Annotated in this window: 32 protein-coding genes and 1 tRNA gene; 16 read left to right on the forward strand and 17 right to left on the reverse strand. The window is 56.9% G+C overall.

Annotation, left to right across the window (positions count from 1 at the left end; genetic code table 11):
- Positions 1-32 precede the first annotated feature (32 nt).
- From AC2FH2_RS00095 to ribD, 4 genes are all read left to right on the forward strand, one after another.
- Positions 33-431, forward strand: a complete 399-nt coding sequence (locus tag AC2FH2_RS00095) for a hypothetical protein (protein ID WP_142634653.1) — start codon at positions 33-35, stop codon at positions 429-431.
- A 19-nt stretch (positions 432-450) separates the two neighbouring features.
- Entirely contained in the window at positions 451-864 is a 414-nt protein-coding gene (locus AC2FH2_RS00100; protein ID WP_496822759.1) for a secondary thiamine-phosphate synthase enzyme YjbQ, read from the forward strand.
- Positions 865-984: 120 nt separating this feature from the next.
- Complete coding sequence (gene nrdR / locus AC2FH2_RS00105) at positions 985-1455, forward strand: transcriptional regulator NrdR (RefSeq protein ID WP_142634651.1); 471 nt, start codon at positions 985-987, stop codon at positions 1453-1455.
- A complete protein-coding gene (gene ribD / locus AC2FH2_RS00110) occupies positions 1452-2552 on the forward strand; it encodes a bifunctional diaminohydroxyphosphoribosylaminopyrimidine deaminase/5-amino-6-(5-phosphoribosylamino)uracil reductase RibD (protein ID WP_496822506.1) in 1101 nt (366 codons plus the stop codon). The genes nrdR and ribD overlap by 4 nt, the downstream gene beginning before the upstream one ends.
- Here the strand turns inward: ribD and AC2FH2_RS00115 are convergent.
- The 3 genes from AC2FH2_RS00115 to AC2FH2_RS00125 all read right to left on the reverse strand — a co-directional run bounded on the left by AC2FH2_RS00115 (position 2549) and on the right by AC2FH2_RS00125 (position 7079).
- Complete coding sequence (locus AC2FH2_RS00115) at positions 2549-4555, reverse strand: capsule polysaccharide biogenesis protein (protein WP_496822507.1); 2007 nt, start codon at positions 4553-4555, stop codon at positions 2549-2551. The genes ribD and AC2FH2_RS00115 overlap by 4 nt on opposite strands.
- Complete coding sequence (locus AC2FH2_RS00120) at positions 4555-5688, reverse strand: polysaccharide biosynthesis/export family protein (protein ID WP_142634645.1); 1134 nt, start codon at positions 5686-5688, stop codon at positions 4555-4557. Before AC2FH2_RS00120 ends, AC2FH2_RS00115 begins: the two co-directional genes overlap by 1 nt.
- A gap of 92 nt (positions 5689-5780) precedes the next feature.
- On the reverse strand, positions 5781-7079 hold the full coding sequence (locus AC2FH2_RS00125) for a capsule polysaccharide biogenesis protein (protein WP_496822508.1): 1299 nt from the start codon (positions 7077-7079) through the stop codon (positions 5781-5783).
- Positions 7080-7217: 138 nt separating this feature from the next.
- Between AC2FH2_RS00125 and AC2FH2_RS00130 the strand changes: the two genes are divergently transcribed.
- The 5 genes from AC2FH2_RS00130 to AC2FH2_RS00150 all read left to right on the forward strand — a co-directional run bounded on the left by AC2FH2_RS00130 (position 7218) and on the right by AC2FH2_RS00150 (position 10434).
- On the forward strand, positions 7218-7805 hold the full coding sequence (locus tag AC2FH2_RS00130; protein ID WP_142634640.1) for a riboflavin synthase: 588 nt from the start codon (positions 7218-7220) through the stop codon (positions 7803-7805).
- Between the two features lie 109 nt (positions 7806-7914).
- Positions 7915-9036: a 3,4-dihydroxy-2-butanone-4-phosphate synthase gene (ribB, locus tag AC2FH2_RS00135; RefSeq protein WP_496822509.1), complete on the forward strand. Its 1122-nt coding sequence runs from the start codon at positions 7915-7917 to the stop codon at positions 9034-9036.
- A 2-nt stretch (positions 9037-9038) separates the two neighbouring features.
- Positions 9039-9590: a 6,7-dimethyl-8-ribityllumazine synthase gene (locus tag AC2FH2_RS00140; protein WP_496687468.1), complete on the forward strand. Its 552-nt coding sequence runs from the start codon at positions 9039-9041 to the stop codon at positions 9588-9590.
- Entirely contained in the window at positions 9587-10069 is a 483-nt protein-coding gene (nusB, locus tag AC2FH2_RS00145; protein WP_142634634.1) for a transcription antitermination factor NusB, read from the forward strand. The genes AC2FH2_RS00140 and nusB overlap by 4 nt, the downstream gene beginning before the upstream one ends.
- Before the next feature lie 59 nt (positions 10070-10128).
- On the forward strand, positions 10129-10434 hold the full coding sequence (locus tag AC2FH2_RS00150; RefSeq protein ID WP_142634632.1) for a hypothetical protein: 306 nt from the start codon (positions 10129-10131) through the stop codon (positions 10432-10434).
- Positions 10435-10546: 112 nt separating this feature from the next.
- Here AC2FH2_RS00150 and AC2FH2_RS00155 read toward each other — a convergent pair whose 3' ends face one another.
- Positions 10547-11374: a TauD/TfdA dioxygenase family protein gene (locus tag AC2FH2_RS00155; protein WP_496678226.1), complete on the reverse strand. Its 828-nt coding sequence runs from the start codon at positions 11372-11374 to the stop codon at positions 10547-10549.
- A 90-nt stretch (positions 11375-11464) separates the two neighbouring features.
- Here AC2FH2_RS00155 and AC2FH2_RS00160 point away from each other — a divergent pair, with 90 nt between their 5' ends.
- On the forward strand, positions 11465-12361 hold the full coding sequence (locus AC2FH2_RS00160; RefSeq protein WP_496713441.1) for a LysR family transcriptional regulator: 897 nt from the start codon (positions 11465-11467) through the stop codon (positions 12359-12361).
- Positions 12362-12636: 275 nt separating this feature from the next.
- Here the strand turns inward: AC2FH2_RS00160 and AC2FH2_RS00165 are convergent, their stop codons facing one another.
- Positions 12637-13062 carry an SRPBCC family protein gene (locus AC2FH2_RS00165; protein ID WP_496713443.1) on the reverse strand — a complete coding sequence of 142 codons (426 nt, stop codon included), beginning with the start codon at positions 13060-13062 and terminating at the stop codon, positions 12637-12639.
- The gene (locus AC2FH2_RS00170; RefSeq protein WP_271946295.1) at positions 13059-13379 is read right to left on the reverse strand and encodes an ArsR/SmtB family transcription factor; all 321 of its coding nucleotides are present in this window, start codon (positions 13377-13379) and stop codon (positions 13059-13061) included. The genes AC2FH2_RS00165 and AC2FH2_RS00170 overlap by 4 nt, the downstream gene beginning before the upstream one ends.
- A 113-nt stretch (positions 13380-13492) precedes the next feature.
- On the opposite strand from AC2FH2_RS00170, the gene AC2FH2_RS00175 reads away from it, so the two are divergent.
- Positions 13493-13924 (forward strand): MmcB family DNA repair protein, encoded by a 432-nt coding sequence (locus AC2FH2_RS00175; RefSeq protein ID WP_281972321.1) that lies wholly within the window; start codon positions 13493-13495, stop codon positions 13922-13924.
- Between the two features lie 4 nt (positions 13925-13928).
- On the opposite strand, the gene AC2FH2_RS00180 is transcribed toward AC2FH2_RS00175, so the two are convergent.
- Complete coding sequence (locus tag AC2FH2_RS00180; protein WP_142634620.1) at positions 13929-14117, reverse strand: DUF6324 family protein; 189 nt, start codon at positions 14115-14117, stop codon at positions 13929-13931.
- A gap of 77 nt (positions 14118-14194) precedes the next feature.
- Between AC2FH2_RS00180 and AC2FH2_RS00185 the strand changes: the two genes are divergently transcribed.
- Positions 14195-14677: a GNAT family N-acetyltransferase gene (locus tag AC2FH2_RS00185; RefSeq protein WP_142634618.1), complete on the forward strand. Its 483-nt coding sequence runs from the start codon at positions 14195-14197 to the stop codon at positions 14675-14677.
- A 47-nt stretch (positions 14678-14724) separates the two neighbouring features.
- Positions 14725-14801 (forward strand) — tRNA-His (locus AC2FH2_RS00190).
- A 149-nt stretch (positions 14802-14950) separates the two neighbouring features.
- Here AC2FH2_RS00190 and AC2FH2_RS00195 read toward each other — a convergent pair.
- The 10 genes from AC2FH2_RS00195 to secG all read right to left on the reverse strand — a co-directional run bounded on the left by AC2FH2_RS00195 (position 14951) and on the right by secG (position 23160).
- Positions 14951-15757: an ABC transporter permease gene (locus AC2FH2_RS00195; protein ID WP_142634616.1), complete on the reverse strand. Its 807-nt coding sequence runs from the start codon at positions 15755-15757 to the stop codon at positions 14951-14953.
- On the reverse strand, positions 15754-16641 hold the full coding sequence (locus AC2FH2_RS00200) for an ABC transporter permease (RefSeq protein ID WP_142635158.1): 888 nt from the start codon (positions 16639-16641) through the stop codon (positions 15754-15756). Before AC2FH2_RS00200 ends, AC2FH2_RS00195 begins: the two co-directional genes overlap by 4 nt.
- 72 nt (positions 16642-16713) lie before the next feature.
- A complete protein-coding gene (locus tag AC2FH2_RS00205; RefSeq protein ID WP_271946303.1) occupies positions 16714-17427 on the reverse strand; it encodes a transporter substrate-binding domain-containing protein in 714 nt (237 codons plus the stop codon).
- A gap of 33 nt (positions 17428-17460) precedes the next feature.
- Positions 17461-18237, reverse strand: a complete 777-nt coding sequence (locus AC2FH2_RS00210) for an ABC transporter ATP-binding protein (protein ID WP_271946306.1) — start codon at positions 18235-18237, stop codon at positions 17461-17463.
- A gap of 146 nt (positions 18238-18383) precedes the next feature.
- On the reverse strand, positions 18384-19106 hold the full coding sequence (locus tag AC2FH2_RS00215) for a phosphate/phosphite/phosphonate ABC transporter substrate-binding protein (RefSeq protein ID WP_496678203.1): 723 nt from the start codon (positions 19104-19106) through the stop codon (positions 18384-18386).
- 5 nt (positions 19107-19111) lie between these two features.
- Entirely contained in the window at positions 19112-19549 is a 438-nt protein-coding gene (locus tag AC2FH2_RS00220) for a tellurite resistance TerB family protein (RefSeq protein WP_142634608.1), read from the reverse strand.
- 20 nt (positions 19550-19569) lie between these two features.
- Positions 19570-20019, reverse strand: coding sequence for a tellurite resistance TerB family protein (locus tag AC2FH2_RS00225; RefSeq protein WP_142634606.1), 450 nt, complete (start codon positions 20017-20019; stop codon positions 19570-19572).
- 103 nt (positions 20020-20122) lie between these two features.
- A complete protein-coding gene (locus AC2FH2_RS00230) occupies positions 20123-20887 on the reverse strand; it encodes an isocitrate lyase/PEP mutase family protein (protein WP_496822510.1) in 765 nt (254 codons plus the stop codon).
- Positions 20888-20989: 102 nt separating this feature from the next.
- On the reverse strand, positions 20990-22633 hold the full coding sequence (gene pyrG, locus AC2FH2_RS00235; protein ID WP_142634602.1) for a CTP synthase: 1644 nt from the start codon (positions 22631-22633) through the stop codon (positions 20990-20992).
- A 161-nt stretch (positions 22634-22794) separates the two neighbouring features.
- Positions 22795-23160: a preprotein translocase subunit SecG gene (gene secG, locus AC2FH2_RS00240; RefSeq protein WP_142634600.1), complete on the reverse strand. Its 366-nt coding sequence runs from the start codon at positions 23158-23160 to the stop codon at positions 22795-22797.
- 151 nt (positions 23161-23311) lie between these two features.
- Between secG and nthA the strand changes: the two genes are divergently transcribed.
- From nthA to AC2FH2_RS00255, 3 genes are read left to right on the forward strand one after another with little or no spacing between them, the layout of a single operon-like run.
- Positions 23312-23926 carry a nitrile hydratase subunit alpha gene (nthA, locus tag AC2FH2_RS00245; protein WP_496822511.1) on the forward strand — a complete coding sequence of 205 codons (615 nt, stop codon included), beginning with the start codon at positions 23312-23314 and terminating at the stop codon, positions 23924-23926.
- Entirely contained in the window at positions 23923-24603 is a 681-nt protein-coding gene (gene nthB / locus AC2FH2_RS00250) for a nitrile hydratase subunit beta (protein WP_496822512.1), read from the forward strand. The genes nthA and nthB overlap by 4 nt, the downstream gene beginning before the upstream one ends.
- On the forward strand, positions 24596-24931 hold the full coding sequence (locus tag AC2FH2_RS00255) for a nitrile hydratase accessory protein (RefSeq protein ID WP_496822513.1): 336 nt from the start codon (positions 24596-24598) through the stop codon (positions 24929-24931). The genes nthB and AC2FH2_RS00255 overlap by 8 nt, the downstream gene beginning before the upstream one ends.
- The last annotated feature ends 187 nt before the right edge of the window (positions 24932-25118 follow it).

Below are 25118 nucleotides of genomic sequence, written 5' to 3' on the forward strand. Positions count from 1 at the left end.
ATATTTATCAAGAAACATGAGAGAGTAGCATTATGAAAAAAGTGATCACATCTGCGGTTCTGGCCGCCGCCACGTTGTTTGAACCGGGGGCGGTGACAGCAGCACCAAACGGTTTTCAGACTGTTGCAGTAAACGACAAAGTGTTTGAGGTGATCCCGCGCGCGCGCAGGGATGTGGATGGCTATTGGTGCGCTGCTGCAGATTTTGCTCGTCGCAGCCTGGGGGCAGGGTGGCAGCAGAATATCTATGTTGTGCGTGGATATGGCCCAAGCGAAGCTACCGGTCGCCGCACGGCGGTCCAATTTTCGTTGACCCCTCCGGCAAATGTCGAGCAGAGCACAAGCTTTGTTTCCATTGGTTTCCAGCCGGGGCAGAGCAGGTCCGTCCAGAACGCGAATGGCCTGTGTTTCCGGCAGCCAATTTTTGACTGAAGAAGGTAAGACCCGCGTTTTGCAGACCGAGTTTATCATTTCAACGCAGGGGTCGGGGCTGTATGAGTTCACCTCGGGTATACGAGACTGGCTTGCCCCAAGCGGTCGCGACGGATTGTTGACCCTGTTTGTGCGCCATACCTCGTGTTCTCTGGCCATTCAGGAAAATGCGGACCCCGAGGTGCGGACGGATTTGCAGGCCTTTTTCGAACGTCTAGTGCCACCGGCGGATGATCCGTCGATGGCGTATTTAAGGCACACCTATGAGGGGCCAGGCGATATGCCAGCACATATCAAAGCTGCGTTGCTGCCTGTGTCCTTGGGCATTCCTGTCGCCGCAGGGGTGCCCATGCTGGGGACATGGCAGGGTGTTTATCTGTTTGAACACCGGACCCAATCACACAACCGACGCGTCGCTGCGCATTTCGCGTGACCCTTTATTTAGCGGTGAAAATTTCCGACTACCCAAATCCTAGAGGCTGCCCTATAGTTGTGGATAAGTGGGCCACAGCGCTTACTAAAAGAGGCGGAACAAGAGACGAGGAGACGGCGGATGCGCTGCCCGTTTTGCGGAAATATCGACACTCAGGTCAAAGATTCACGCCCGGCAGAGGATCATGTCGCGATCCGCAGGCGCCGTTTCTGCCCGGCCTGCGGCGGACGGTTCACCACCTATGAACGCGTTCAGTTGCGCGATCTGGTTGTGATCAAAACCAATGGAAAGCGCGAAGATTTCGATCGCGACAAGCTGGAACGCTCGATCCGTATCTCGATGCAGAAACGCCCGATTGATCCGGAACGCATTGATCAGATGATCTCGGGTATTGTGCGACGGCTGGAAAGCATGGGCGATACCGACATTCCGTCCAGCAAGATCGGTGAAATTGTTATGGAAGCTCTGGCGCGGATCGACACCGTTGCCTATGTTCGGTTTGCAAGCGTGTATAAGAATTTCCAGGCGGCCGATGATTTCGAGGAGTTTGTCCACGAACTGCGCCCGCCGCAGCCTTCGACGGACGAGTGAGCGAAACAGATAAGCGATATATGGCGCTGGCCCTTGACTTGGGGCGGCGCGGACAGGGGACGTGCTGGCCCAACCCATCCGTTGGCTGCGTACTCGTACAGGACGGGCGGATTGTTGGGCGTGGTTGGACGCAACCCGGCGGTCGGCCACATGCAGAAACCGAAGCGTTAAGACAGGCGGGATCGCAGGCGCGTGGCGCGACTGCTTATGTCTCGCTTGAACCATGCGCCCATTACGGACAGACCCCGCCTTGCGCTCAGGCCTTGATTGAGGCCGGTGTGGCGCGTGTTGTTTCAGCCATCGAAGACAGTGATCCGCGTGTTGCCGGGCAGGGCTTTGCCATGCTGCACGAGGCTGGGATTGACGTGACAACCGGTGTTCTTGCGGATCAGGCGGCCCGCGACCACGCCGGTTTCTTTCTAAAGACCGAACAGGGCCGGCCATTTGTCACGCTTAAACTGGCCAGCAGTTTTGACGGGCGCATTGCGACCGAAAGCGGCCATAGTCAGTGGATTACGGGTCAGACCTCGCGGCGGGCTGTTCATGCCATGCGGGCAACGCATGATGCCGTTATGGTTGGGGCGGGTACGGCGCGTGTAGACGACCCCTCTCTGACAGTTAGGGATCTTGGGATTGAACGTCAGCCTGTGCGCGTTGTCGTTTCGCGCCATCTGGATATCCCGTTGATGGGTCAACTGGCACGCACCGCCTCGAAAATTCCGGTGTGGTTGTGCCATGGTCCGTCACCGGATGCCGAACGTGCAAAAGCGTGGGAAGGACTGGGCGCAAGGCTTATCCCCTGCGCGTTACGCGATCATCACATTGATGCCGCTGACCTGTTGCTGCAGTTGGGGCAGGAGGGTTTGACCCGCGTCTTTTGCGAGGGCGGATCGTCCCTGGCTGCGTCGCTTTTGGTGGATGAACTGGTTGATGAGTTGATCGGCTTCAGTGCCGGGCTTGCGATTGGTGCCGAAGGATTGCCTGCCATCGGGGCGCTTGGTATGGATCGTCTGGATGAGGCCCCACGGTTTGAACTGCTGGAGACCCGCATCATCGGTCAAGACGTGATGCATCGCTGGGCGCGGGCATTGCGCTAACGGCGCCAGAGATGCGCCTGTGTTGCGAAAACGCCCTGTAGTTTCGAGAGCAGTCTAAGGCCGGGGCCAGATCGGCTCTGGTAGCCATCTGTCAGCCTTTCCAATACCACTTCCGGAGGGCAGGGCATGCCGGTGACAGGGTCCAGATACCTCGGGTAATCGATCAGTGCGGCATGGATCAATCCCAGCAGGGAGGGCCGTGCACCACGACGGGCGGGGACGGACCCCAAATCCTGCGTCAAACCCCAACCAGCATAAAAGGGTGCGCCGAGCGTTGTGACCGGCAATCCGCGCATCAGCGCCTCGAACCCTAGCAGAGAGGTCATGGTCCAGACCTCCTGAACCTCACCCAACAATGCGGCGGGATCGGTGTTCTTGACGATCAGGTCTGCTAGCCCCTCAGCTTCGGCCTCACCTTCACGCAGGCCAGCTTCGACATCGGGATGCGGTTTATAGATCAGAACGGCGGTCGGGTTCATCTCGCGGGCGGTGCGCAGAAGTTCGGTATTGGTGCGAACGGTGCTGGTTCCAAACAGGATCGAGGCATCGTCCTCGACCTGTCCGGGCACCAGAATGCGGTGACCTTTTGGCAAGTCCGGAACCGGGCCGCCGGTGTTATATTTGCTGACCGCTCCGGCGATAATCTGTGTCACCAACCGCTCGGCCCGCAATTCCTGATCCGGCCGCAGGGTCTCCCGCTTGGCGATCATCTCTTCCAACCTGCTGGGTTTGGTCGGGTCGTAATAGATCCCAAGGTCATCCAGCGACAGCGACAGAGGCGGCACAAGGCTGGCCCCCAACCCACGGGACCGAACGAAGCCATCCTCGACCCGTGTGACGTTTTCCATATCACGGCCGTGCCGCGCCCAAACCATGTGGGGACGATCTGGGTTTTCGGGAACGTCAGGCGTGAATTTTACCTTTTTCTCGCGCCCAAACATGTGCTGCAGGTGCCTGCGTTTCCAAAGCCGCATCCCGGATGCCGTCCAGCCCTTGTGATCTTGTCGCCAGGCGCGGGTCAGACCTTCAAGCGTGTCCAGCACGGATTCGAATTCGCACAGCTGATCCCGATAGGGATCGTACCACTTGGGATAAAGAACCATGGTGGCGGCGAAGAGTTGCGCGCGCGTCAGGTTCCGTTGGCGTCTTGGGAAATGGGCTTCGTCTTGGGTAAGACCCCATCCGGCGTAAAACGGTTGGCCGAAGACGCGGGGTTTGTGACCGGCCAATATGGCCTCGAACCCAAGTTGCGAGGACAGGGTGTAGACGCCCACAGCGCCCTCTAACAAGGTCCAGGGGCTGATGGCGCTGTGCTGAAAGGATACGCGGTCGGTCAGATCATCGGCAGAGTAATATCCGGGCCGGTGCCCTGCGATCGTGTCGGGGTGGGTTTTGATCAGAACGGTCGCGCCGGGGTTCTCCTCTTGCGCCATAACCAGCATCTCGCGGAACCGGGCCTCATCGCCGCCGCTTGCCCTTACAGAAGCATCGTCGCGTGCTTGATCGACAACCAGGACATACCCTGGGTCCGGCGCAGGGGTCGCGGGATCATAGGCGGAATACTTACTCAGATGCAGTTCGCGCAGCCGCGCCATCCCGCCACGTGCCCGGTTCAGCAGGGCCGTATTATCCAACGGGTCGGTCGCAAGAAGTGTTTCCAGATCCGAAGGCTGTGTTGGATCAAAATGCACACCGCTGCGATCAAGCAGCAGACCCAGCGGAGCAGCGCCATTGCGTCCTGAGTGCAGAGATCGCAGGAATGCATCCTCTACGCGCAAGATCGGAGTATTGTATTTGGTCGCTATACGCAGTCCACGATGTGCCGTCGGGCTATTGCCCCAGATACCCACCAGATCCGACCCCTTGGGCGTGCCGATGCCGATATCATATCCGGCCAGTGACAGAATTCTCCGCACGCGCGCGGCTGTCAGAAATCCGCCATTATAGACCAAAAGACGACTGCGTTCGGCCTTGGCATGCGTTCCTTGAGGAACGGAGGGCATCATCCGCCTGTCAGTGTCGTGACATTGGCAAGCGGGGTCAGGCCACCGGCGATCAACGAGATGGATTTGCTCCATTGCGCGTAAGGTGCTTCGGTGACGTAAATTGTGTCATCATCGCGGATGACAAAGTCACGGGCGATGAAAAGGCCATTGGGTGCTGTCAGGTTCAGCACGTAGATCATGCGCTGCTCTCCCTGCAGGTCCGGTTTTCCCATGACTGACCGGACAATGTCCTGTCGTTCCTTTCGTAGAACGAAAATGCCGGTCGGGTCCGAAGACAGGGGCTGTAAGCCACCAACCTGTGCCAGCGCTTCCAGCGCGGACAGATCCTGACTGTCGAATGCCACGCGCGACTGACCGCCCGTCGCCCCCAAGGCGACATAGGACCGGTTGTCGGCTTCGACTAGAATGCGGTCGCCACCCCGCAGGGCAACGTCAAATTCCGGGTTGCGGAACAAGTCATTGTACCAGACCGTCCCTTTTTGATTGCCTCGGATCAGTGTCACCAGGGCGATATCGGACCCTTCGATCACGCCGCCAGCCCGTGTCAGCATTCCGGCCAGTGTGCGGGTTGGTCGTTCGATCGGATAGATCCCGGGCGCAGACAGGGTGCCCGACAGCGAAACGGTTGATCCGTCCCCGGCGATACGACGCACTTCGACCTGAGGATCAGGGGTCTGGTCCTGGAGCTTTTCCGTGATCAACATGCGAAGCTGTTCCGGCGTGTTTCCGGCTGCGCGCAGGCGCCCGGCATAGGGAACAAAGATGAAGCCCTCGCTGTCGACCTGTACCTCTTCCAGGGATGTTGAGGCACCGGTCTCTCCGGATAACAGCCCGTCATCCACGTTTTCCCAGATTGTCAGGCCCAGTACATCACCCGGACGAACCGTGTCGGCGGTCAGGTTCTGAGCGCTACGGAAGGTTTGCGAGAACCCGTATTGAGGCACTGCCGACGTGACCTGCGCCACCCGGTCGTCGACCTCAACAACATAGGCGTTTCCACCTTTCGTAGTCGAACCGGCAAGGATTTCGGATTTGTTTGGGCCGGTTTTAGGTAGTTGGCACGCGGCCAGCAGGCCAAGAGCGGCCACAAGGGTTACACCCCGTCCCCATCGGATTGGAAAGCGCTGCACTGCCGAATATCCTCGAACGTCTTGGTTTTGGTCTTTTGTTTCCAGCAGCGTACTTGTTTCCAACTGCAATCGCCAGCATCAAGAGGGGTGATTTACTCAACGATCCTCAACTGTGGCGTCCGCGCCTCTTTGTCGGTCAGCACGGATTGGTAGGGATCTTTCGCCCTTAGCATCATATCCACGGCGCGCCTAAGCAACTGTCGCCGCCCTCGGCGTGAATAAAACCCGCCGGGGACCTGACTGGTTTCAAGCAGAAAACGCCTATAGCTTTGATAGGCTTCGGTATCGGGGATATCTGGATTGGAAAAGAAATCAGTGATCGGTTGGCTGGAAACAAATTCGGGCTTGTCATAGATCGATTTGCCAAAGGCGAGCAGAGGAATGCCGCGCCACAATACCTGCTGACCCGCAGTTGAATTGATCGTCACGGCCGAGCTCGCTTCGTTGAGCAATGTGGCCAGTTTGCCCCCGGGTACATAATGGACCCGATCAGCGATACCCAGTGTTTTGGCCAGTTTGCGTGCCACCTGGCGCAATGGTTCCCGATGATTTTCCAGCGGGTGTTCTTTGATGACCAGATGATGGTGCGTTGGTGCGCCATTTGCAAAACCGTGCAGTACCTGCTCAAGAAACTCGGACATGCAGTCAAAGTCCGAGTGTGACTGAACCGAACTGTCATGTCCCAGTTGCAGCAATGCCAAGTGATAGGGAAACCCGCCCCGCCGGACTCGCTCCGTCGCCACTCGCCGCCGGATTCTGTGGAAGGGCATCATTGCCAGCCGTTTGAAATACAGCCTGAACTCTTTCGAAACCGGTAGGTCACGGTGGGTTCGAAAATTGCGATACTTGCCGTTCAGGAACAGAACAAACCAATGATACAGCGCGCCATAGAAAATATGCTGTCGCATATCACCCCAATGCGTCGGAGGGGGCGGCATCGGCGCATCAGTACGCTCCAGCGCTCGCTGCATCTGGGTAACTTCCAGATTCATCAGATGCGAATTGCCATTCGTACCTGTGCGTTCGTAGGTGACCCACCAGGGCCTCAGATACCCTTCTTCGAAAACATGAACAGTGATCCCGTGGGCGCGGGCGATGCGGATGGCTTGGGCGTGGATTGGACGCGTATCGCCATACAGGACAATGTCTGTCACCTCGCGGCCGACAACCAGGTCAACAAATTTTGCCGGCCAGTTCTCGGGTTTGCCAGCATAGGGAATAAAGCTGGCCTTATCAGACCAGAAAGCCTGATCCCCGGCGTTGAAACCCACGCGCCACACCTCGGAACCCGCTGCGCGCAGGATCTTACCAAGCGCGCCAAAAAACGGCCCGTGCGGTCCTTGCAGGAAAAGAAATACGCGTTTTTGCGCAGCGCCGTTGAGTGGTAACATTTCTGCTGCTCTTGTCGTTAGATGAGGAATTATGCCTGTTTGTCGTATTTGCGGCAACCTGGGGCTTGCCCGTAGGCGCGCTTACGCTTACCTCGACGGTGAGCGCTGGCATCAGGTTAGAAACAGAGGGTTAACGCAATGTTTACGGGGATCGTCACAGATATCGGCACCATCACCGAACTGGAGCAGCAAGGCGATCTGCGGGCGCGGATCAAAACCGCCTACAATACCCCGGGGATTGATATTGGTGCATCCATTGCCAGCGACGGCGTTTGCCTGACAGTCATCGCACTGGGCGAAGACTGGTATGATGTGCAAATCAGCGCGGAAACCGTTTCGAAAACAAACCTGGATCGCTGGACCGTCGGCAAACGCGTCAATCTGGAACGCGCGCTGAAGGTCGGAGATGAGTTGGGCGGTCATATCGTGTCTGGTCATGTTGATGGCGTCGCAGAAGTGGTCGCCGTTCTGGACGAGGGCGACAGCACGCGGGTAACCTTGCGCGCACCCAAAGATCTGGCCCGCTTCATTGCGCCCAAGGGATCAGTTGCGCTGAACGGTACTTCTTTGACCGTAAACGATGTGGACGGGTGCGATTTTGGTATCAACTTCATTCCGCACACAAAAGAGGTGACGACCTGGGGGGATGTCGGCATCGGCGACCGGGTCAATCTTGAGATCGACACGCTGGCTCGCTATGTCGCGCGCCTCGCTGAAATGTCCTAGTCCACAATTCAACGTCGCGTCTGACCGGAACGGTGCCGCATGCGGTCTGGTCTTTGACCGCGCGGTGGTCTATCCACCCGGTCAAACTTGGCATGTGAAAGGCTGCCCCATGAGCTTTGAAACTCCCGGACCGGTCGAGGCCCAGCTGCGCGCGGCAATCAGCCCGATCAAAGAGATCATCGACGAGGCGCGCAAAGGCCGGATGTATATCCTGGTTGATCACGAAGATCGCGAGAATGAGGGCGATCTGGTGATTGCCGCCGAGTTCGCTGATGCTGAGGCAATTAATTTCATGGCCACCCATGGTCGTGGCCTGATCTGCCTGCCGATGACGGCGGAACGGATTGACACGTTGGGTCTGCCGATGATGGCGGTGAACAACTCGTCACGTCATGAGACCGCGTTCACCGTGTCGATTGAAGCGCGCGAGGGAGTGTCGACTGGCATTTCTGCTGGTGACCGGGCGCTGACCGTGGCGACTGCGATCAACGAGCAAAACACGATGGTCCATATCGCCACGCCGGGTCACGTCTTCCCCTTGCGGGCCAAGCGGGGCGGGGTGCTGGTGCGCGCGGGCCATACCGAGGCCGCCGTTGATATCTCACGCCTGGCCGGGTTGAACCCTTCGGGCGTGATCTGCGAGATCATGAACCTTGACGGAACCATGGCGCGGCTGCCTGACCTGGTCGAATTCGCCAAGGAACACGGGTTGAAGATCGGCACGATCAGCGACTTGATCGCCTACCGGTCGCGCAATGACAATCTGGTGGTTGAGACATCTCGGGAAACCGTCACATCCGAATATGGCGGCGACTGGGAAATGCGGATTTTCACCGATCAGACCCATGGCATCGAACATGTCGTGATGGTCAAGGGTGACATCACCACGCCCGAGCCGGTTTTGACCCGGACCCATGCGCTGCACGAGGCGCCCGACATTCTGGGTCTTGGCCCGAAATCCTCACGTGAGCTGCCGCGCGCGATGGAAAAGATTGCGGATGAAGGGCGCGGTGTGGTCTGTCTGTTCCGCCAACCGCGCAACTCGCTCTATGCGGCTGAAGATGAGGGCCCACGCACCATCAAACAAACCGGTCTGGGGGCGCAGATACTGTCCAAGATGGGAATCCAGGAACTTGTGCTGCTGACCGACTCGCCGGAAACCGTTTATCTCGGGCTCGACGCATTTGGCCTGTCCATTGTCGGGACCCGTTCAATCCTCAGGGAGGACTGATTGTGGCTGAACAAGACAAACACGGCGTGTTGCCGACACCGAGTTTCGACAAACCCGTCAAGCTGTTGATCGTTGTGGCCCCGTTCTATCGCGCCATCGCTGACAATCTGGTGGCTGGCGCAAAGGCCGAGATCGAAGGGGCAGGCGGCACCTGTGATGTGGTCGAAGTGCCCGGCGCCTTGGAAATCCCGACGGCTATCGCCATGGCGGACCGTCAGTGCAATTTTGACGGCTATGTCGCGCTGGGCTGTGTCATTCGCGGAGAGACCACGCATTACGAAACCGTCTGCAACGACTCCAGCCGTGCCATCCAACTGATGGGTCTGCAGGGGCTGTGCATCGGCAACGGTATCCTGACAGTCGAGAATGACGATCAGGCCGAAGTGCGCGCCAATCCGGAAAAAATGAATAAAGGGGGCGGGGCTGCCGCTGCGGCCTTGCATCTGATCGCGCTCAGCCGTAAGTGGGGCTCTTCCAAAAAGGGCGTCGGGTTCAAGCCGCCGTCCGAGTCCATCCTTGTGGCGGGCGACAGCAACGGACCCACAACAGCATGACCAAGACAGACGCGCCAAAACCGGCCAACCAGAAACGCCTGATGAAATCCGCCGCTCGGCTCTATGCCGTGCAGGCGCTGTTCCAGATGGAGCAATCGGGTCAGACAACCGATCAGGTTGTGACCGAGTTTCTGGATCACCGCTTTGGCGCCGTCTATGAGGGCGAGGAAATGCTGGACGGCGATATTCGCCTGTTCCGCAAGCTGGTAGAAGATGCGGTCAATTATCAGGCGCCGATCGATCAGATGACCGATCGCGCTTTGGTTGCCAAATGGCCGATTGCCCGGATCGACCCGACCCTGCGCGCGGCCTTCCGGGCCGCCGGAGCAGAGCTGACACAGAACGACACACCGCCCAAGGTGGTCATCACTGAATTCGTCGATGTGGCGCGGGCCTTCTTCCCCGAAGGTAAAGAGACCAAATTTGTCAACGCAGTGCTGGATCACATGGCGCACGAGGCCAAGCCCGAGGCGTTCTGACGCGTTTACACGGATCAAATATGCGTTAAACTGAATGTTACAGCGCAATGAGGTCCGCCATGCCCAAACTGATCCGTTTGTATATCACGCAAGTGGCCTGGGGCTTTGCCATCTCGGCAATTTTTGTCGGGGTGCTTCTGGCCCTGAACGTCGCCAACCTGCGTCATCTGATTACTGGTTCTGATATCGGCCTGGTTGCTCTGGCGATGATCTGGTTCATGAACGGGATCGTCTTTGCCGGTGTACAGTTTGCCTATGCCATTATGAGCATGGCAGAAAAACCCGGCGGTCCGCGCGGTGGAACGCCGGTTTCTGTCAGGCTAAAGCCTGCCCTGATCAAACAAGAGGCACGTACAGGGCGTTAAGACACGTGACACGCCGGTTGAGGTGGACGCAGAGCTTGCCCGCCGTAATTGGTAGGTCAGGGCGTCAGTTTTAGTCTGACTGCGTTGTGTCTTTTCTCTGACAGGGTTCGGGTCATTCGGCAGACAAGGCGACACCCTCCACGGTAACCCTGTGCATCAATCGTCGAAATCCATGATAGTCATTGACCGCTTTGTGCCATGTGGCCCGATTGTCCCAGATGGTCATGTCGCCTGTTTGCCAACGAATGCGGCATTGGAACTCGGGTTGCTGGCAATGGTCATATAGCATTGCAAGGATGGCTGCTGATTCATCGGCGCTCAGGCCTTCGATTTGGGTTGTGAACACTGGATTCACATAAATACCGCGCCGCCCGCTGAGGGGGTGTTTTATGATCACAGGATGTCGCGCGTCTTGGGTGGCTGCCTGTGCATTGCTTAGCCGACCACTTTGCGCCGCTTCACTGTCCTGTGAGCTTGTTCCAAAAACGTGCCGAGACGAATGAACCGCCCAGAGCCCATCCAGAAAGCTCCGCATGGTAGGTGACAGCGCCTCATAAGCTGCACCCATCGAGACGAACAGTGTGTCGCCTCCAAAGGGCGGGGTTTCCAAAGCATGCAGGATAGACCCCATCGCCGGGATTTGGTCGTAGGAATGATCGGTATGCCAGCCCTCTCCGATGGCCTCTTTCTGATCCTTTTCCTTCAGCACCATAGCGATTTCTGGATGCCCATCGACCGGCCTGAAGAAGCGGTTGATGTTGATCGCGCCAAAGCGTTGGGCAAACGCCAGATGCTCATCCGGGCCGACATCCTGCGCTCTGAGTACGATGACAGAGTGCTGAGCAAAGGCCGTATGAATGGCGTCGAACTGGCTGCCGTCTCGGATATCGGCGCCGATGATCTCTGCGCCCACACCGCCGGTAAGTGGTCTGATGTCCATCTGCTTTCTCCCTGAGTTTCAAACGCAGGGTAGCGCATTGCTAAAGGTCGAAAAAACTGATTTAAAATTTGTAAAAAGAAGATTTTATTGATGATACGTTTCACTTTGCGCCAGTTGTCGTTCTTCGCCGAGACGGCGCGATGTGGCGGTATCGCGCAGGCAGCCAGGAACCTGAATGTTTCGGCCGCCGCTATTTCATCGGCAATCGACAAACTCGAAGATGTCACTGGTTTGACGTTGTTTGATCGCTTTCCTGCACGCGGGATGAGGTTGACCCGCGTTGGCGCAGCCTTTTTGACGGATTCCGACGCGTTGCTGATGCAAGCAGGCGCGCTCGGCAATCGGGCCGCTGTGATGGCTGAGGGTAAAACAGGTTCTATTGTTATCGGGACGCATTATGCGATTGCGCAGAAGATCATTCTACCAGCTGTTCTGGCTTTTCGCCAAAGCCATCCCGGTATCCGCATCGAGGTTGTTGAGGATGATTTCCCGAACCTCGTTGCTGCGCTGGATGCCGGCGAGTTGGACGCGCTTGTGGTGTTTGATCAAGGGTTTGAACCCCGACGTCATCACGTTGAAGTACTTAAAGAACTGGCGCCTCTGGTTTTACTTCCGGCCTCGCACCCATTGGTGCATGCCGACAGCGTACAGCTTGAGCAGCTGACAGGCATGCCCTACATTGCAGTGTCGCGTTCCGGTCCGGGTCCAAGCTATCTTGACCTGTTGCAGGCCGCTGGGCTTGATCCAGAAGTGCCGCTGACCTCGCAATCACGAGAGTTGGTGCATGCCTATGTTGGCAAAGGGCTCGGGTTCACGCTGGTTGGTTTTCCGCCAGAGGCGAGCCGCACGATAGAAGGCGATGCGGTCGTCGCGCGTCCGCTGGCACAGGATATCGGGTATTTTAATGTTGTGATTGTGCAGCCCCGCGCCATTCGGCAACCCGAACCCGTAAAAGCATTTCTTGATGCCTGTCTGCTCCAGGTATGATTAGCGCGATCTGGCCCGCAGGTCAGAACCCAGAGCTCGTAAATCCGGCTATTTCCTGCCGGAGTTTGGATCGAGTGTGGCGGGACCACCAGTCAACCGTGCGGTTTGATTCCCGAGGACCTGTATGTACAGGTGGGCGCCAGGTAATCAGGCCAGGACCTGAACAGAGCCAGCCCCCTCGGAATTGCTTAAGGCCACCAGAATGCTACCAGTCACAAGAAGGGCAGAACCCGCCACGGGCCTAAGTAGGGCGTCCGGCGGGTTCGCACAAGGGGTCAGGCGTCAACAGTTTCGTGCAAGGCCACGCGCATCTTGCCGAAATGCTCGTCCCAGCCATTGTCCAGCGCCAGGATCAGGCCAAAGGCATCGGCGCCTTGCGGCAGACCTTCGTGCAACAGGTCAAGGCGTGTACCGCCCGCAACTGGTGCCAGCGTCCATTTCACGATGCTGACTGCGTCGCCCATTGGCTTAACCGTAAACGAATACTCCAGATATGACGGCGGGCGCGCTTCGCGGACTTCTCCCCAGATCAGAAGGTCGCCACTGGTCGTTCCGAACATCTCCAGTTTTTGTCCTTGTGCCAGGGGGCGTTCGGGTTTGTGAAACCATTCCGCCAACCGGTCGGGTTCGGTCAGATAGGCCCAGACGGTCTCGGGCTCGGCCCTCAGGAAGATGGATTTCCTTAGAACGGCATCAGTCATTTTGATTTCCTTTCAACAGCTTCTTTAAGAGAGTTAAGGCGTTCGTCCCAAAATTGATCAAAGTAGCTGAGCCAATCCAGAACAGGGGCCATACCTTTTGGTTCGAGTCGGTTTATGCGTTCCCGGCCACGGGCTTCGACGGCAATCAGGCCGCCATCCGACAGCACGGTCAGGTGTTTCTTGACCGCCGCGCGGGTCATGTCGAAGCGATCAGTCAACTGAGCGATCGTCATGTCTTGCAGTGCTAACATCTGCACAATGTCCCTGCGGGTAGGGTCAGCCAGAGCGCGGAACGCGTTTTGAGTTTGGTTTTCCATATGCAACCTAAAGAGATACCATTTGGTTTCACATTAAAGCAATACCAAATGGTACTATGTCAAGCCGTATGGGCTCACTTTACATTTGTTCACTAATTGTTCACATTTGGGATATGACATTGGACCTGCAACCCGGACAAAGACTTGCACGTGGCGTCGCCCGTCACCTGACGGCGCATGGCTTTGTATCCGTTGAGGAATTCGTGCCTATACGCGGACTGCGGGTTGATGTGATGGGGCTGGGTCCTAAGGGTGAGCTTTGGGTGATCGAATGTAAATCAAGCCGCGCTGATTTCCAGTCGGATTCCAAATGGCAGGGCTATTTGGAGTGGTGTGATCGATTCTTCTGGGCAGTGGATACGGAGTTTCCGACCGAGCTGTTGCCTGCCGAGACCGGGTTGATCATTGCCGATGCTTATGACGCCGAGATCGTGCGTATGGCACCAGAGGACAAGATAGCTCCGGCCCGGCGGAAGAAGATGATCCAGAAATTTGCCACAGACGCGGCCCGTCGCTTGCAGTCTCTGAGAGATCCCAGAATCTGATAGGTCAGCTTTTTACTGCCCGTGCGGCATGCGCGGCGGCGCGGAGCTCGTCGGCAATCTCTTCGGCTTCTTCTGGATCGAAATCCATTGGAATCTCAAGGTTTTCTGCTTCGATGAATAGGCGCACCATCCCCTGATCTGTTGGTCCGATCTGCAAATTCGCCTGAATGTCACTTTCGGTATTGATGCTCATGTGTGCCTCCGGGGATGAGAGTTCGTGCTAGCGCGCAAAGGCTTGAGAATCAAGTTACCTTTGCGTTCAAATAGGGGATGCACTCTATTCAGATCAGACCCTTTGAAGCTTTGGACGCGCCGTGGTTGGTGGCTGTGCATGATTTTTTGTATTCACGAGACGAGGGTTTTGACGACTCTTTTGTCGTGTTGGTGAAAGAAATCCTCGATGATTTTATCACTAACCATGATGCCAAGCGCGAGCGTGGCTGGATTGCGGAATGTGACGGCAAACCTTTGGGCAGTATTTTCTGCGTTGCCCTGAGTGAAACGACCGCAAAACTGCGGTTGTTCTTACTGTTGCCCGAAGCGCGCGGGATGGGTCTGGGAAAGCGGATGCTGGAGAGCTGCATGGGCTTTGCTCGCGGCGCCGGTTACACTGAAATGAGGCTGTGGACGCATGAAAGCCACAAGGCTGCCTGTGCGCTTTATGGGTCCACTGGGTGGCAGTTGATGGATAGCAAACCGGTCCATTCCTTCGGGGTTGATCTGGTCGAACAAAGCTGGAAAATTCAGCTTTAATCCTCTTGCATTCCGTGAACGCGTTCGGTACATCGCCCTTCACAAGTGCCGCCTTAGCTCAGTTGGTTAGAGCGCTGGATTGTGGATCCAGAGGTCCCCTGTTCAAGCCAGGGAGGCGGTACCATCTCCCCGATTGCCGGAAAATTCCCAAGCTAGTTCCGCCCCTAGGCTGTCGCGCAAATCGAAGGGCTGCCTTTACTCAAAACGGTACCGACTTTTATTTGAGAAATTGTCTTTTCCGGGGATTGCAGCGGCTGCAACCCCGGTTGGGTCTTAGCGTGCCAGATTCAGGCGAAAGCGCATTTTTGTTTTTCGTTCCGCAGGTAAATGACGGTTCAGATGCTTGTTCACCAGGCCGAACCCCCCAACGATCACAAGCGTCAGTAAGATGAAATAGAAGGCAAGGATTGGATAGGCGACAAAGGGGTTGAACGTCTTGTCCGCGAAATAGCTTGCGTAATACAGCGCATCGCCTCGTTGCTGCCAGGCGGGGAAGGCCGAGAAGAACACCAGCGTGGTGGCATGGAACAGAAAGATCGCCTCATTCGTGTAGGCGGGCCAGGCAAGCCGCAGCATGGTGGGCCAGACGATCCGCCGGAAGCGAGACCAGCCGGACATGCCATAAGCATCTGCAGCCTCGGTATCGCCCTTGGGAATGGATCGGAGCGCGCCAAAGAAAATTTCGGCTGAATAGGCGGCAGTGTTCAGAAACAGAACGATCAGCGCCCCAATCCAGGCCGACGTCAGAGAATCGAACATCGGATAGGATTTCTTCAGCGACAGGAAGAAGAAATAGGCAAAGAAAAACTGAATGAACAGCGGCGAACCACGAAAGATGAAAATGAACCATTCCGAAGGTTTGCGCAGCCAGAAACTGGGTGAAGCTTTGCCAAGCGCCAGTGCTGTGGCAAGGAAAAACCCGGTCGCAAGCGCCATGACTCCGAAATAGATATTCCAGATCATACCAGACCCAATCAGGGTAAAGTGCTCACATAAGGTAAAGTCGGATTTTGGCAGCAGACGCTCGCCATATCCAAGAGATCGCAGGCCGTAGTCCTGAATGGTCTGCAAGCAGCTCATGCGGTGGTCTCCTTGCGCAGCAATTCTCCGGCGGCGGTGGCCTGTCCGTGCGAGAGCCGGCGCATCAGGCGTTCAAGCCCGATCTCGGACATACGGGTGAAGCCAAGGTAGAAAACCAGCAGGAACAGGAAATACCACATGCGCCAGTCACCGTGTGGGTATTGCGTAAACTTCGGAGTCTTGGTGCTGCCCAGTTCGCGGGCCCAGTACACGATATCTTCGATGCCCAGAAGGAACAGCAACGGCGTGGCCTTGATCAGAACCATCCAGAGATTGCTGAGACCGGGCAGGGCATAAACCCACATCTGAGGCACAAGGATTTTCCAGAATGTCTGGCGACGGGACATCCCATAGGCTTCGGCGGTTTCCAGCTGTGTATAGGGTACGGCCCGCATGCCGCCGAACAGAACATTGGCGGCGAAAGCACCGAAAACAATAGAGAAAGTGATGACAGCCAGAAAGAACCCATAGGTTTCGTGCACCCATTCCGGCGAGGTGCCCAGTGGCAGTTTGGCAGATTGGCAGACGATAAAGTCGTTGCCCTGTCGGATCGAATCCGTCCAGTCCGGGCAGAGAATTTGATGCCGCGTCCATTCGAATGCCTGATCCAAAGCAATCACGAAGAACATGAAAAAGGCGATATCCGGCACGCCGCGCACGATGGCGATATAACCCTTACCCAGCCAACTGACCGGCAGAACGTGCGAACGGGCAGCCATGGCCCCGACGAACCCGAAACCCAGCGCTACGGGCGCCGTCACGGCAAGCAGAGCCAGTACCTTGAGGAAGGACAGGTAAAAGGACCAATGCACACCATTGGTCAGATAGCACGAGAACCAACGGAAGGTTCCCAGCGTGTCGGGGTCAGTGCAGAACGAAAAAATGGCGGGCCTCTTCAGGTGGTAAAGGCGCTGGGGCGGCGCGCCCGTAGACTGGGGCACGCCGCCGGATCAGAATTAGAAGGTCGAAGACACTTCCCATTTGGTGATCAGCTCGTTCAGGCTGCCGTCATCCTTCATGGATTGGATGGCTGCGTTGAGCTTTTCTTTCAGCTCACCGTCGGATTCACGGACGCCAATGCCGACGCCACCACCCAGCGGAACCTCATCGGCCACAAAGCGCAGATCTGCGTCTTCGTCGACGATCGGAGCAAGGAAGGATTTGTCGGCCAGAACCGCATCGGCCTCACCGTTGCGTACGGCAGCGATGGTTTCCTCGGGGCTGGCGAACTCGACCAGGGTCGCGCCGGATTCGGCGATATAGCCAGCCTGAATGGTGCCAGTTTGTGCGGCGACCACACCACCTGCAACATCGGCGTCATCCGACATTGCTACATAGGCGGAGGGATCCGGTGGTGTGTAGTTCTGGGTAAAGTCGATGACCTCGTCACGCTCGTCGGTGATCGACATACCAGCGATGATCACATCGTAGTTGCCCGAGACCAGGTTCGGAATGATCGAATCCCAGTCGTTCTTGACCCACTCGCAGGTCAGGTCTGCGCGTTTGCACAGCTCGTCGCCCAGCTCGCGCTCAAAGCCGTCGATCTCACCTGCGTCATTGACGAAGTTCCAAGGTGCATAGGCGCCCTCGGTCCCCATCCGGATGGTGTCTGCCATAGCCATGCCTGCGCTCAGCGCAAGGGCCGCAGTGGTCAGGATCAGTTTTTTCATTGGATACTCCCCAGTTTTGGTTCTGATCTGAAGTTATGCCGCCTGAGTGGCGGAAAGAAAGCCCTGAAGCCGTGGAGATTCAGGGGTAGTAAAGAGATCTTCAGGCAGGCCTTCTTCTTCGATGAGGCCCTGGTGAAGGAAAACGACATGGCTAGAGATATCAGCGGCCATTTTCATGTCGTGGGTCACAATGATCATGGTGCGGCCTTCTGCAGCCAGGTCTTTGATCACCTTGATCACTTCTTGTTCCAATTCGGGGTCCAGCGCCGACGTGGGCTCGTCAAACAAAAGCGCCTCGGGCTCCATGCACAGCCCCCGCGCGATCGCGGCACGCTGTTGCTGGCCACCAGACAACTGTGCGGGGTAGGCGTCGCACTTGTCGCCAATACCAACTTTTTCAAGGTATCTGCGTGCGCTGTCTTCAACTTCTTTTTTGTCACGGCCCAATACCGTTACAGGTGCTTCCATCACGTTCTGCAGGATGGTCAAATGAGCCCACAGGTTGAACTGTTGGAAAACCATCGACAGGTTTGTGCGAATGCGCAGAACCTGTTTCGCATCAGCAGGCCGGCGCGTGTGGCTGTTACCGGACCAACGAACAGGTTCACCCTTGAAAAGGATTTCGCCCTGCTGGCTGTCTTCCAACAGGTTGCAGCACCGCAATAAAGTGGATTTCCCAGACCCCGAGGACCCAATCAAAGATACGACATCGCCCCGTCTGGCAGTGATATCCACACCCTTCAGCACTTCCAGATTGCCGAAACTCTTGTGTAGGTTCTTGATCTCAATGACGGGAGTTGAATCTGTCACGGTTGGTCCAGGTGTTATTGGTGTTGGTGCGGTACTAGGGCTTAAAAATCAGATCAATGCAATGCGCAAATGACAGAGTAAGCGGGTGATTCCGTCAATTTGACGAAGCGTTCTGGTCAATTTGATCATGAATTATCCATCGCAGTTTACAATTTCGACGGATTTGGGACGCGCAGATAATCTTTGGCAGGAATAGAGATCAGGTCATGCAGGTGCAGAAGGTTCCGATCTTGCGGTGATATGGTTTGAATCGCGTTGCGAACAGCGCGTGCGATCTGAGCGGCATCCTGATCTTTCGCTGTGATATAAGGTAGCGCGGGGGTTGGGGTTGTTTCGGCGACCTCACGCAGAGCTTCTGGAAGGTCGGAATGGACCTTCAGAATCTCCCATGTCAGCGCATCCAGCGCGGCATAATCGGCACGGCCCTCGGAAATGGCTTGAGCAGACAGCGCATGACCACCGGCTTGCAGAACCGACGATGGTGTTCGGTGGTATCGTTCAAGGTGAACCATTGGGGCGGCCCATCCGGATTGCGACAGCGGTTCATTATAGGCAAAAACACCATCGGCCAATTCATCAAGGTCGCGGGGGTCGTGGCGGCGGGCTACAAAAACCGACCGGTAATGGCCAGGTGGGCAGCCAGGCAACGCGTAGTCCGGCGTTCCAACCAACTGCACCTTGCCATGCAGCCGGGTGCGATAGGGCATGCCGCAGGTCTGGGCAAAAACCAGATCCGGGTCCAACCAGACATCCCAGACATCCCGGTCTCGGTTTAGGTTTGCGGGGCCATAGCCAAGGTAATCCCGAATCGATGCCCAAAACCGATCATTCGCAGGGCGCAGCGCAGGCATGTCGTACATGCCCAGCATGGCTATCAAGATTTGGCAGCCTTTTGACGGGCCATTGCAGAGTCGACATCACTGATGCCCAGCAGGCTGACGACCAGTCGCAGTAAGGAATCCTCTTCACCCGTGCGGTGCCCATCCGCCAGAGCGACCGACCACAAGGCCTGAACGACTGCCAGGCGGTCGTCATAGGCAACGGCCTCTTTGATTGCGCGAGTGAACCGTACGGTGTCCGGTGCTTCGGCCTCGAGATCTTCGGCGCGGGCGCGCAGGCCGGCGGCTTCGAATGGGGATAGGTCATAGCGTTCAACCGAAATCCGGTCGATCCGCGCCATTTCACTGTCGGCATAGTCGTTGTCAGATCGGGCAACGCGCACCAGCAGGGCCGTCAAGGCCAGTCGAGCATCGTCATCGGTGAAAGGGGCGGGTTGAGGCTGGGTCAGTCGAGACAGAAAATCACTAAACATGAGACAGGTATAGAGAGGCCTTACGCCTCTTCCAAGCGTCTTTGCACACGCTTTCTGGCGGTCTTGCTGTCGTTAAAGCTCAGACCCATGGCGATGCGGGCTTCTTCGACGATTTTCATCTCGCCCTCATCTGTATTCCCGTCGGCCAGAACCACCTCCCAGAGGGCATCCAAAGCGGCCAAGCGCTCGTGCAGGTCCGTGGTTTCCCGGATCAGCTTACCGAACGTGTCCGTTTCCGGTGCAGCTGCGTGCAGTTTCTCGCACGTGGCGCGGACCTTTGCGGCTTCGATCGCATTATGTTGATAAAGTCGGGCGAGGATACGGTCGATCAGGCTGATCTCTTCCAGCTTATAATCCCTGTCCGCTTGTGCAACGCGCACCATAAGCGCCCCGAGTGCAAGTTCAGCGTCTGGGTCGGGCAGATTGTCGTGTTGTGGCGGGCGGAAAGCCTGAAAGAGTTTTTTCAACATGGTCAGAGATTATTCCATATTTGATAACCCGCCAAGCACGGACTATCGCGCAAGGCTCAGAATGATCAAAAGACCGCCTGCTAGAGCCGGATAGCGCGCTGGGTCAGAGTACCTTTCGCGCTTCGTCTTGCAGCCAGGCCAGCATTTTCCGATAGGGTACAGGGCCATAGCTTATGCGCGCGACTCCCAGCCCAGCCAAAGTGGCGGTGTCCGGTGTGCCGGGTAATGCTATGATATTTAGCGGCAGGTCGATTGACTCTACCAACCGGGCAATCATGGCCTGATCCCGTAAGCCGGGGGCGAAGAATCCGCTGGCCCCTGCATCTGAATAGGCTTGTGCTCGGACCATTGCCTCTTCCAGCATCGCATCATCATGGGTTTCGGGCTGCGCCTTCAGGAAAATGTCGGTCCGCGCGTTGATAAACGCAGGAACGCCCGCCGCATCGCAACCTTCACGCATCGCGCTGACACGGGCGGCCTGAGTTTCAATATCGTACAACTCATTTGATCCGATGATCTGGTCTTCGAAGTTGAAGCCGACAACGCCGGATTCAAGGGCCAGCCTGACATTGGCAGAGATACCCTGAGCATCAGCCGCATACGCACCTTCGAAATCCAGAGTAACCGGAAGATCAACGGATTCGACAATCCGGCGAGCATTGTCCAGCGCGGCCTGCATCGGGATGTTTTGGCCGTCGCTGAACCCTTGTGCCATCGCAACAGGAGCGCTTCCAGTGGCAATGGCTTGGGCGCCAGCGTCGCGCACGGCACCGGCACTGCCAGCATCCCAGATATTGTACAGGATAACCGGTTCGCCCTTTTTGTGCAGAGCCGCGAATGTCAGTGCTTTGGTGATCTGATCGGTCATGGACGGTCTCCTATCTCTGAGTTGCGGACAGTTAACCGTGCAAAGGGTCAGCGCGTACAGTCTTTTCGCGCTGACCGATACAATCTGCTTTCGTGCCTGGTGTCAGACCAGACGCGAGGTGTCCTTGGCAGCGCGCACAAAGTCGCGGAACAAAGGATGCGGGTCGAACGGCTTGGATTTCAGCTCGGGGTGGTACTGGACCCCAATGAACCACGGATGATCCGACCACTCGACGATTTCTGGCAACCGCCCGTCGGGGGACATGCCTGAGAAATTGAGACCAGCTTTTTCCAGCTTGTCGCGGTATTTGATGTCCACTTCATATCGGTGGCGGTGGCGCTCCTCGATGGCGGTGCCGCCATAGACTTCGGCCACTTTTGACCCTTCGGCCAGAACCGCGTCATAGGCGCCCAGGCGCATGGTGCCGCCCTTGTCATCACCGACTTTGCGTTCGACCTTGTGATTGCCCTGCACCCATTCTTTCAGATGATAGACCACCGGTTCGAAACGCTTTTTACCGGATTCATGGTCGAATTCCTCGGACCCGGCCTCTTTGATGCCAGCGGCATTTCGCGCGGCCTCAATTACGGCCATCTGCATGCCCAGGCAGATGCCCAGGTAGGGCACCTTATGTTCGCGGGCGTATTGCGCAGCCTTGATTTTGCCTTCGGTACCGCGCTCACCGAATCCGCCGGGCACGAGGATCGCGTGGAAGCCTTCCAGATGCGGGGCGGCCTCTTCGGTATCGAATACCTCGGCATCGACCCATTCGACCTTGACGCGGACACGGTTGGCCATCCCGCCATGGGTCAGCGCCTCGGCTATCGACTTATAGGCGTCTTCCAACTGGGTGTACTTACCGACGATTGCGACCTTCACTTCGCCCTCGGCATTGTGGATGCGATCACTGACGTCTTCCCATTTGGTCAGATCGGGCTTGGGGGCAGGGCTGATCTGGAAGGCATCCAGAACCGCCTGATCCAGTCCCTCGCGGTGATAGGCGAGCGGAGCATCGTAGATGGTGCTGAGGTCCTGCGCAGCAATCACGCTATCGGGGCGGACGTTACAGAACAAAGCCAGCTTTTCACGTTCCTTGGTCGGGATCGGGCCTTCGGACCGGCAGACCAGAATGTCGGGGGCGAGACCGATCGAACGCAGCTCTTTCACCGAGTGCTGGGTTGGTTTGGTTTTCAATTCGCCCGAGGCTTTGATGTAGGGCAGCAGGGTCAAGTGCATGAACAGGCATTGGCCGCGTGGTTTGTCCTGGCTGAATTGGCGGATGGCCTCAAAGAAGGGCAGGCCTTCGATATCGCCCACGGTGCCGCCGATCTCGCACAGCATGAAATCAACCTCATCCTCGCCTATGGCGATGAAATCCTTGATCTCATTGGTGACGTGCGGGATCACCTGAATGGTTTTGCCCAGGTAATCGCCGCGGCGTTCTTTTTCCAACACGTTGGAATAAATCCGCCCGGAACTGACCGAGTCGGTTTTGCGCGCGGCTACGCCGGTAAAACGTTCGTAATGGCCAAGGTCCAGATCGGTTTCTGCCCCGTCATCTGTAACGAACACTTCGCCATGCTCAAAAGGCGACATGGTGCCCGGATCGACATTCAGATAGGGGTCCAGCTTGCGCAGACGCACCGAATATCCGCGGGCCTGCAACAGCGCGCCCAAAGCCGCCGAAGCCAATCCTTTGCCCAAGGATGAAACCACACCACCAGTGATGAAAATAAAACGCGCCATGTTTTTCGGCTGCTCCCCGTGAGACGTCAATATCAGCTGCCCGGCGGTTCAAGAAAAACCGCTGCATCACGGGACTTCACGTATAAAGGATTCGCGCCAATAGCGCAAGAGAACCGCAAGATGCTGTTGCAGTTCTCTTTTCGGTTTCTAGGTTTTGTGTGTCAGTTGGCCTGCGGGATCAAAGGCGCGTTGTCACCCTGTGCCGGAGGCAACAGGTCATCCGCCGACGGAATTGCCGGTGTGCTTTCTTCGGTCGCGGCCGGTGCCTGTGTCCCAATCCGGTCGAGCACAGAGCTGCCAGAGGATTTTTGTGCCGCCAGAATGGTCAGCGTGATCGAAGTGACGATAAAGCACGCGGCTAAAATCCAGGTCACCTTGCCCAATGCTGTTGCAGCCGACCGGCCAGCCATGGCACCGCCTCCGCCGCCACCCATGCCAAGGCCGCCGCCTTCGGACCGCTGCATCAGGACGACGGCGATCAGGCCCAAAGCCAGAAGAAGATGGATAATGAGAACGACGTTTTCCATGGTGGTCCTGTACAGCGTGGCGTGTATCGCGAGGTACTTATGCAAGTTTGGTTCCGGGGGCAAGTCACGAGTTACCATCACGCCAAGTGATCTTCGGGATCACAGCAAAGAGACTGGACAGGCAAGGGGATGGTAAAGCAGGCTGCGACCCATGCCACATGACGATCCCGACCATCCGCACGCCTTATTGCCGCCTGAACCCGCCCTTCGCGTCAAGGCGCTGGAAACGATTCTGACCCGCAAGGGTTTGATCGACCCGGCCGCTTTGGATGAGATCATCGACACTTACCAAAACAAGATTGGCCCGCAGAACGGTGCCCGGGTTGTTGCCAAAGCCTGGACTGATCCGGCCTTTAAGGCAGCACTGCTTAAGGATGCAACGCCCGAGGTGACAAAGCTTGGTTTTTACGGTCGGCAAGGTGAACATATCGTTGTTGTCGAAAATTCCCCTGATCTCCACAACATGGTCGTTTGCACGCTGTGCAGTTGCTACCCATGGCCTTTGTTGGGGATTCCACCGGGGTGGTATAAATCGGATGCCTATCGTGCGCGGGCCGTGCGTGAGCCGCGTAAAATTTTGTCAGAGTTCGGAGTTTCTCTGGCGGATAAAACAGCCGTGCGGGTTTGGGATTCAACGGCCGAGATACGCTATCTTGTTCTACCCATGCGCCCCGATGGCACCGATGGGATGACCGAAGACGACCTGACCGCGCTTGTGACCCGTGACAGTATGATCGGAACCGGCCTGCCAAAGGTGCCGTCATGACCCGCGTTCACGATATGGGAGGACGGTTCGGCGACGGTCCGGTGATCCCCGAATCCCAAGATGCAGTGATTTTCCCAGAAGAATGGCACGGGCGCGCATTGGCACTGACATTGGCTGCCGGGTTTCTGGGACAATGGAATATCGACATCTCGCGCCATGCACGCGAACGACTGTCGCCCAAAGACTATGCACGATTCTCTTACTACGAAAAATGGGTGTCAGCACTTGCAGATCTGTTGGTAGAGCAGGGGGTCCTGACTTTGGAAGACCTTTTGGGCCAAGGAACGGATGCTTCACATCCTTTGGCTTCCCGCGCGCTGACAGTCGGGGCGGTTGAGGGCGTACTGTCCAAAGGCGGTCCGGCTGATCGACCCTCGAATATCGCGGTGCAGTTTGATCCCGGCCAAAAGGTGCGTACAGTACGACCGGCTGCCAACCGCCTGAAAAACGGTGGTCATACCAGGTTGCCATTTTACGCTTCTGGCGCTTGCGGTCGGATATTACGCCTGCATGGGACGCATGTTTTGCCGGATTCCAATGCTCATGGTCTGGGAGAGGCACCTGAACCATTATATGCGGTTGCATTCCCAGCCTCTGAGCTTTGGGCCGATCCCGAGAACCGAAATGACGAGGTCATATTAGATCTGTGGCAAAGCTATCTGGTGCCCGATGAGTGAGTGTAACGCACAGCCATTACCCGAGCTGGCATTCGCAGAGCCCTGGCATGCACAGGTCTTTGCGGTCACGGTCGCGTTGAATGAAGCGGGACGATTCGAATGGTCGGAATGGGCCGATCGGTTTTCGAAGATGCTAAAAAGCCATGGTCTGAGCAAAGAGCTGAATGGTGGCAACGACTATTTCCGTGCCTGGCTGGAAACACTCGAGGCCTTTTTAGCCGAAATGGGTGACGCGAACCCAAGTGATGTCGCTGCAGTCTCGTTGGATTGGGAGAAAGCCTATCTGACGACTCCACATGGTGAACCCGTTCATTTGTCGAATGGCTAGAAAGGGGGCGCTGCCCCCGCCGCGGCAAGCCGCGACTCCCCCGAGGTATTTTGAGCCAGATGAAGCAAGGGATCCTCTCTTCATCTGACTAAAAATACCTCCGCCGGAGGCACCACGCACAGTGTGGTTATGATCTGCGGCGAATTATCGGTTTCCCTGTCGCTGACACATCGCTATACGAGCCGGG

It is taken from the genome of Ruegeria sp. YTSA105, assembly GCF_059610225.1.

Coding starts and splice junctions, on each gene's coding strand:
- AC2FH2_RS00095 (WP_142634653.1), top strand. CDS start 33: ATGAAAAAAGTGATCACATCTGCGGTTCTGGCCGCCGCCACGTTGTTT.
- nrdR (WP_142634651.1), top strand. CDS start 985: ATGCGCTGCCCGTTTTGCGGAAATATCGACACTCAGGTCAAAGATTCA.
- AC2FH2_RS00115 (WP_496822507.1), bottom strand. CDS start 4,555: ATGCCCTCCGTTCCTCAAGGAACGCATGCCAAGGCCGAACGCAGTCGT.
- AC2FH2_RS00125 (WP_496822508.1), bottom strand. CDS start 7,079: ATGTTACCACTCAACGGCGCTGCGCAAAAACGCGTATTTCTTTTCCTG.
- AC2FH2_RS00130 (WP_142634640.1), top strand. CDS start 7,218: ATGTTTACGGGGATCGTCACAGATATCGGCACCATCACCGAACTGGAG.
- ribB (WP_496822509.1), top strand. CDS start 7,915: ATGAGCTTTGAAACTCCCGGACCGGTCGAGGCCCAGCTGCGCGCGGCA.
- nusB (WP_142634634.1), top strand. CDS start 9,587: ATGACCAAGACAGACGCGCCAAAACCGGCCAACCAGAAACGCCTGATG.
- AC2FH2_RS00150 (WP_142634632.1), top strand. CDS start 10,129: ATGCCCAAACTGATCCGTTTGTATATCACGCAAGTGGCCTGGGGCTTT.
- AC2FH2_RS00155 (WP_496678226.1), bottom strand. CDS start 11,374: ATGGACATCAGACCACTTACCGGCGGTGTGGGCGCAGAGATCATCGGC.
- AC2FH2_RS00160 (WP_496713441.1), top strand. CDS start 11,465: ATGATACGTTTCACTTTGCGCCAGTTGTCGTTCTTCGCCGAGACGGCG.
- AC2FH2_RS00165 (WP_496713443.1), bottom strand. CDS start 13,062: ATGACTGATGCCGTTCTAAGGAAATCCATCTTCCTGAGGGCCGAGCCC.
- AC2FH2_RS00170 (WP_271946295.1), bottom strand. CDS start 13,379: ATGGAAAACCAAACTCAAAACGCGTTCCGCGCTCTGGCTGACCCTACC.
- AC2FH2_RS00175 (WP_281972321.1), top strand. CDS start 13,493: ATGACATTGGACCTGCAACCCGGACAAAGACTTGCACGTGGCGTCGCC.
- AC2FH2_RS00180 (WP_142634620.1), bottom strand. CDS start 14,117: ATGAGCATCAATACCGAAAGTGACATTCAGGCGAATTTGCAGATCGGA.
- AC2FH2_RS00185 (WP_142634618.1), top strand. CDS start 14,195: ATGCACTCTATTCAGATCAGACCCTTTGAAGCTTTGGACGCGCCGTGG.
- AC2FH2_RS00195 (WP_142634616.1), bottom strand. CDS start 15,757: ATGAGCTGCTTGCAGACCATTCAGGACTACGGCCTGCGATCTCTTGGA.
- AC2FH2_RS00205 (WP_271946303.1), bottom strand. CDS start 17,427: ATGAAAAAACTGATCCTGACCACTGCGGCCCTTGCGCTGAGCGCAGGC.
- AC2FH2_RS00215 (WP_496678203.1), bottom strand. CDS start 19,106: ATGCTGGGCATGTACGACATGCCTGCGCTGCGCCCTGCGAATGATCGG.
- AC2FH2_RS00220 (WP_142634608.1), bottom strand. CDS start 19,549: ATGTTTAGTGATTTTCTGTCTCGACTGACCCAGCCTCAACCCGCCCCT.
- AC2FH2_RS00225 (WP_142634606.1), bottom strand. CDS start 20,019: ATGTTGAAAAAACTCTTTCAGGCTTTCCGCCCGCCACAACACGACAAT.
- AC2FH2_RS00230 (WP_496822510.1), bottom strand. CDS start 20,887: ATGACCGATCAGATCACCAAAGCACTGACATTCGCGGCTCTGCACAAA.
- pyrG (WP_142634602.1), bottom strand. CDS start 22,633: ATGGCGCGTTTTATTTTCATCACTGGTGGTGTGGTTTCATCCTTGGGC.
- secG (WP_142634600.1), bottom strand. CDS start 23,160: ATGGAAAACGTCGTTCTCATTATCCATCTTCTTCTGGCTTTGGGCCTG.
- nthA (WP_496822511.1), top strand. CDS start 23,312: ATGCCACATGACGATCCCGACCATCCGCACGCCTTATTGCCGCCTGAA.
- nthB (WP_496822512.1), top strand. CDS start 23,923: ATGACCCGCGTTCACGATATGGGAGGACGGTTCGGCGACGGTCCGGTG.
- AC2FH2_RS00255 (WP_496822513.1), top strand. CDS start 24,596: ATGAGTGAGTGTAACGCACAGCCATTACCCGAGCTGGCATTCGCAGAG.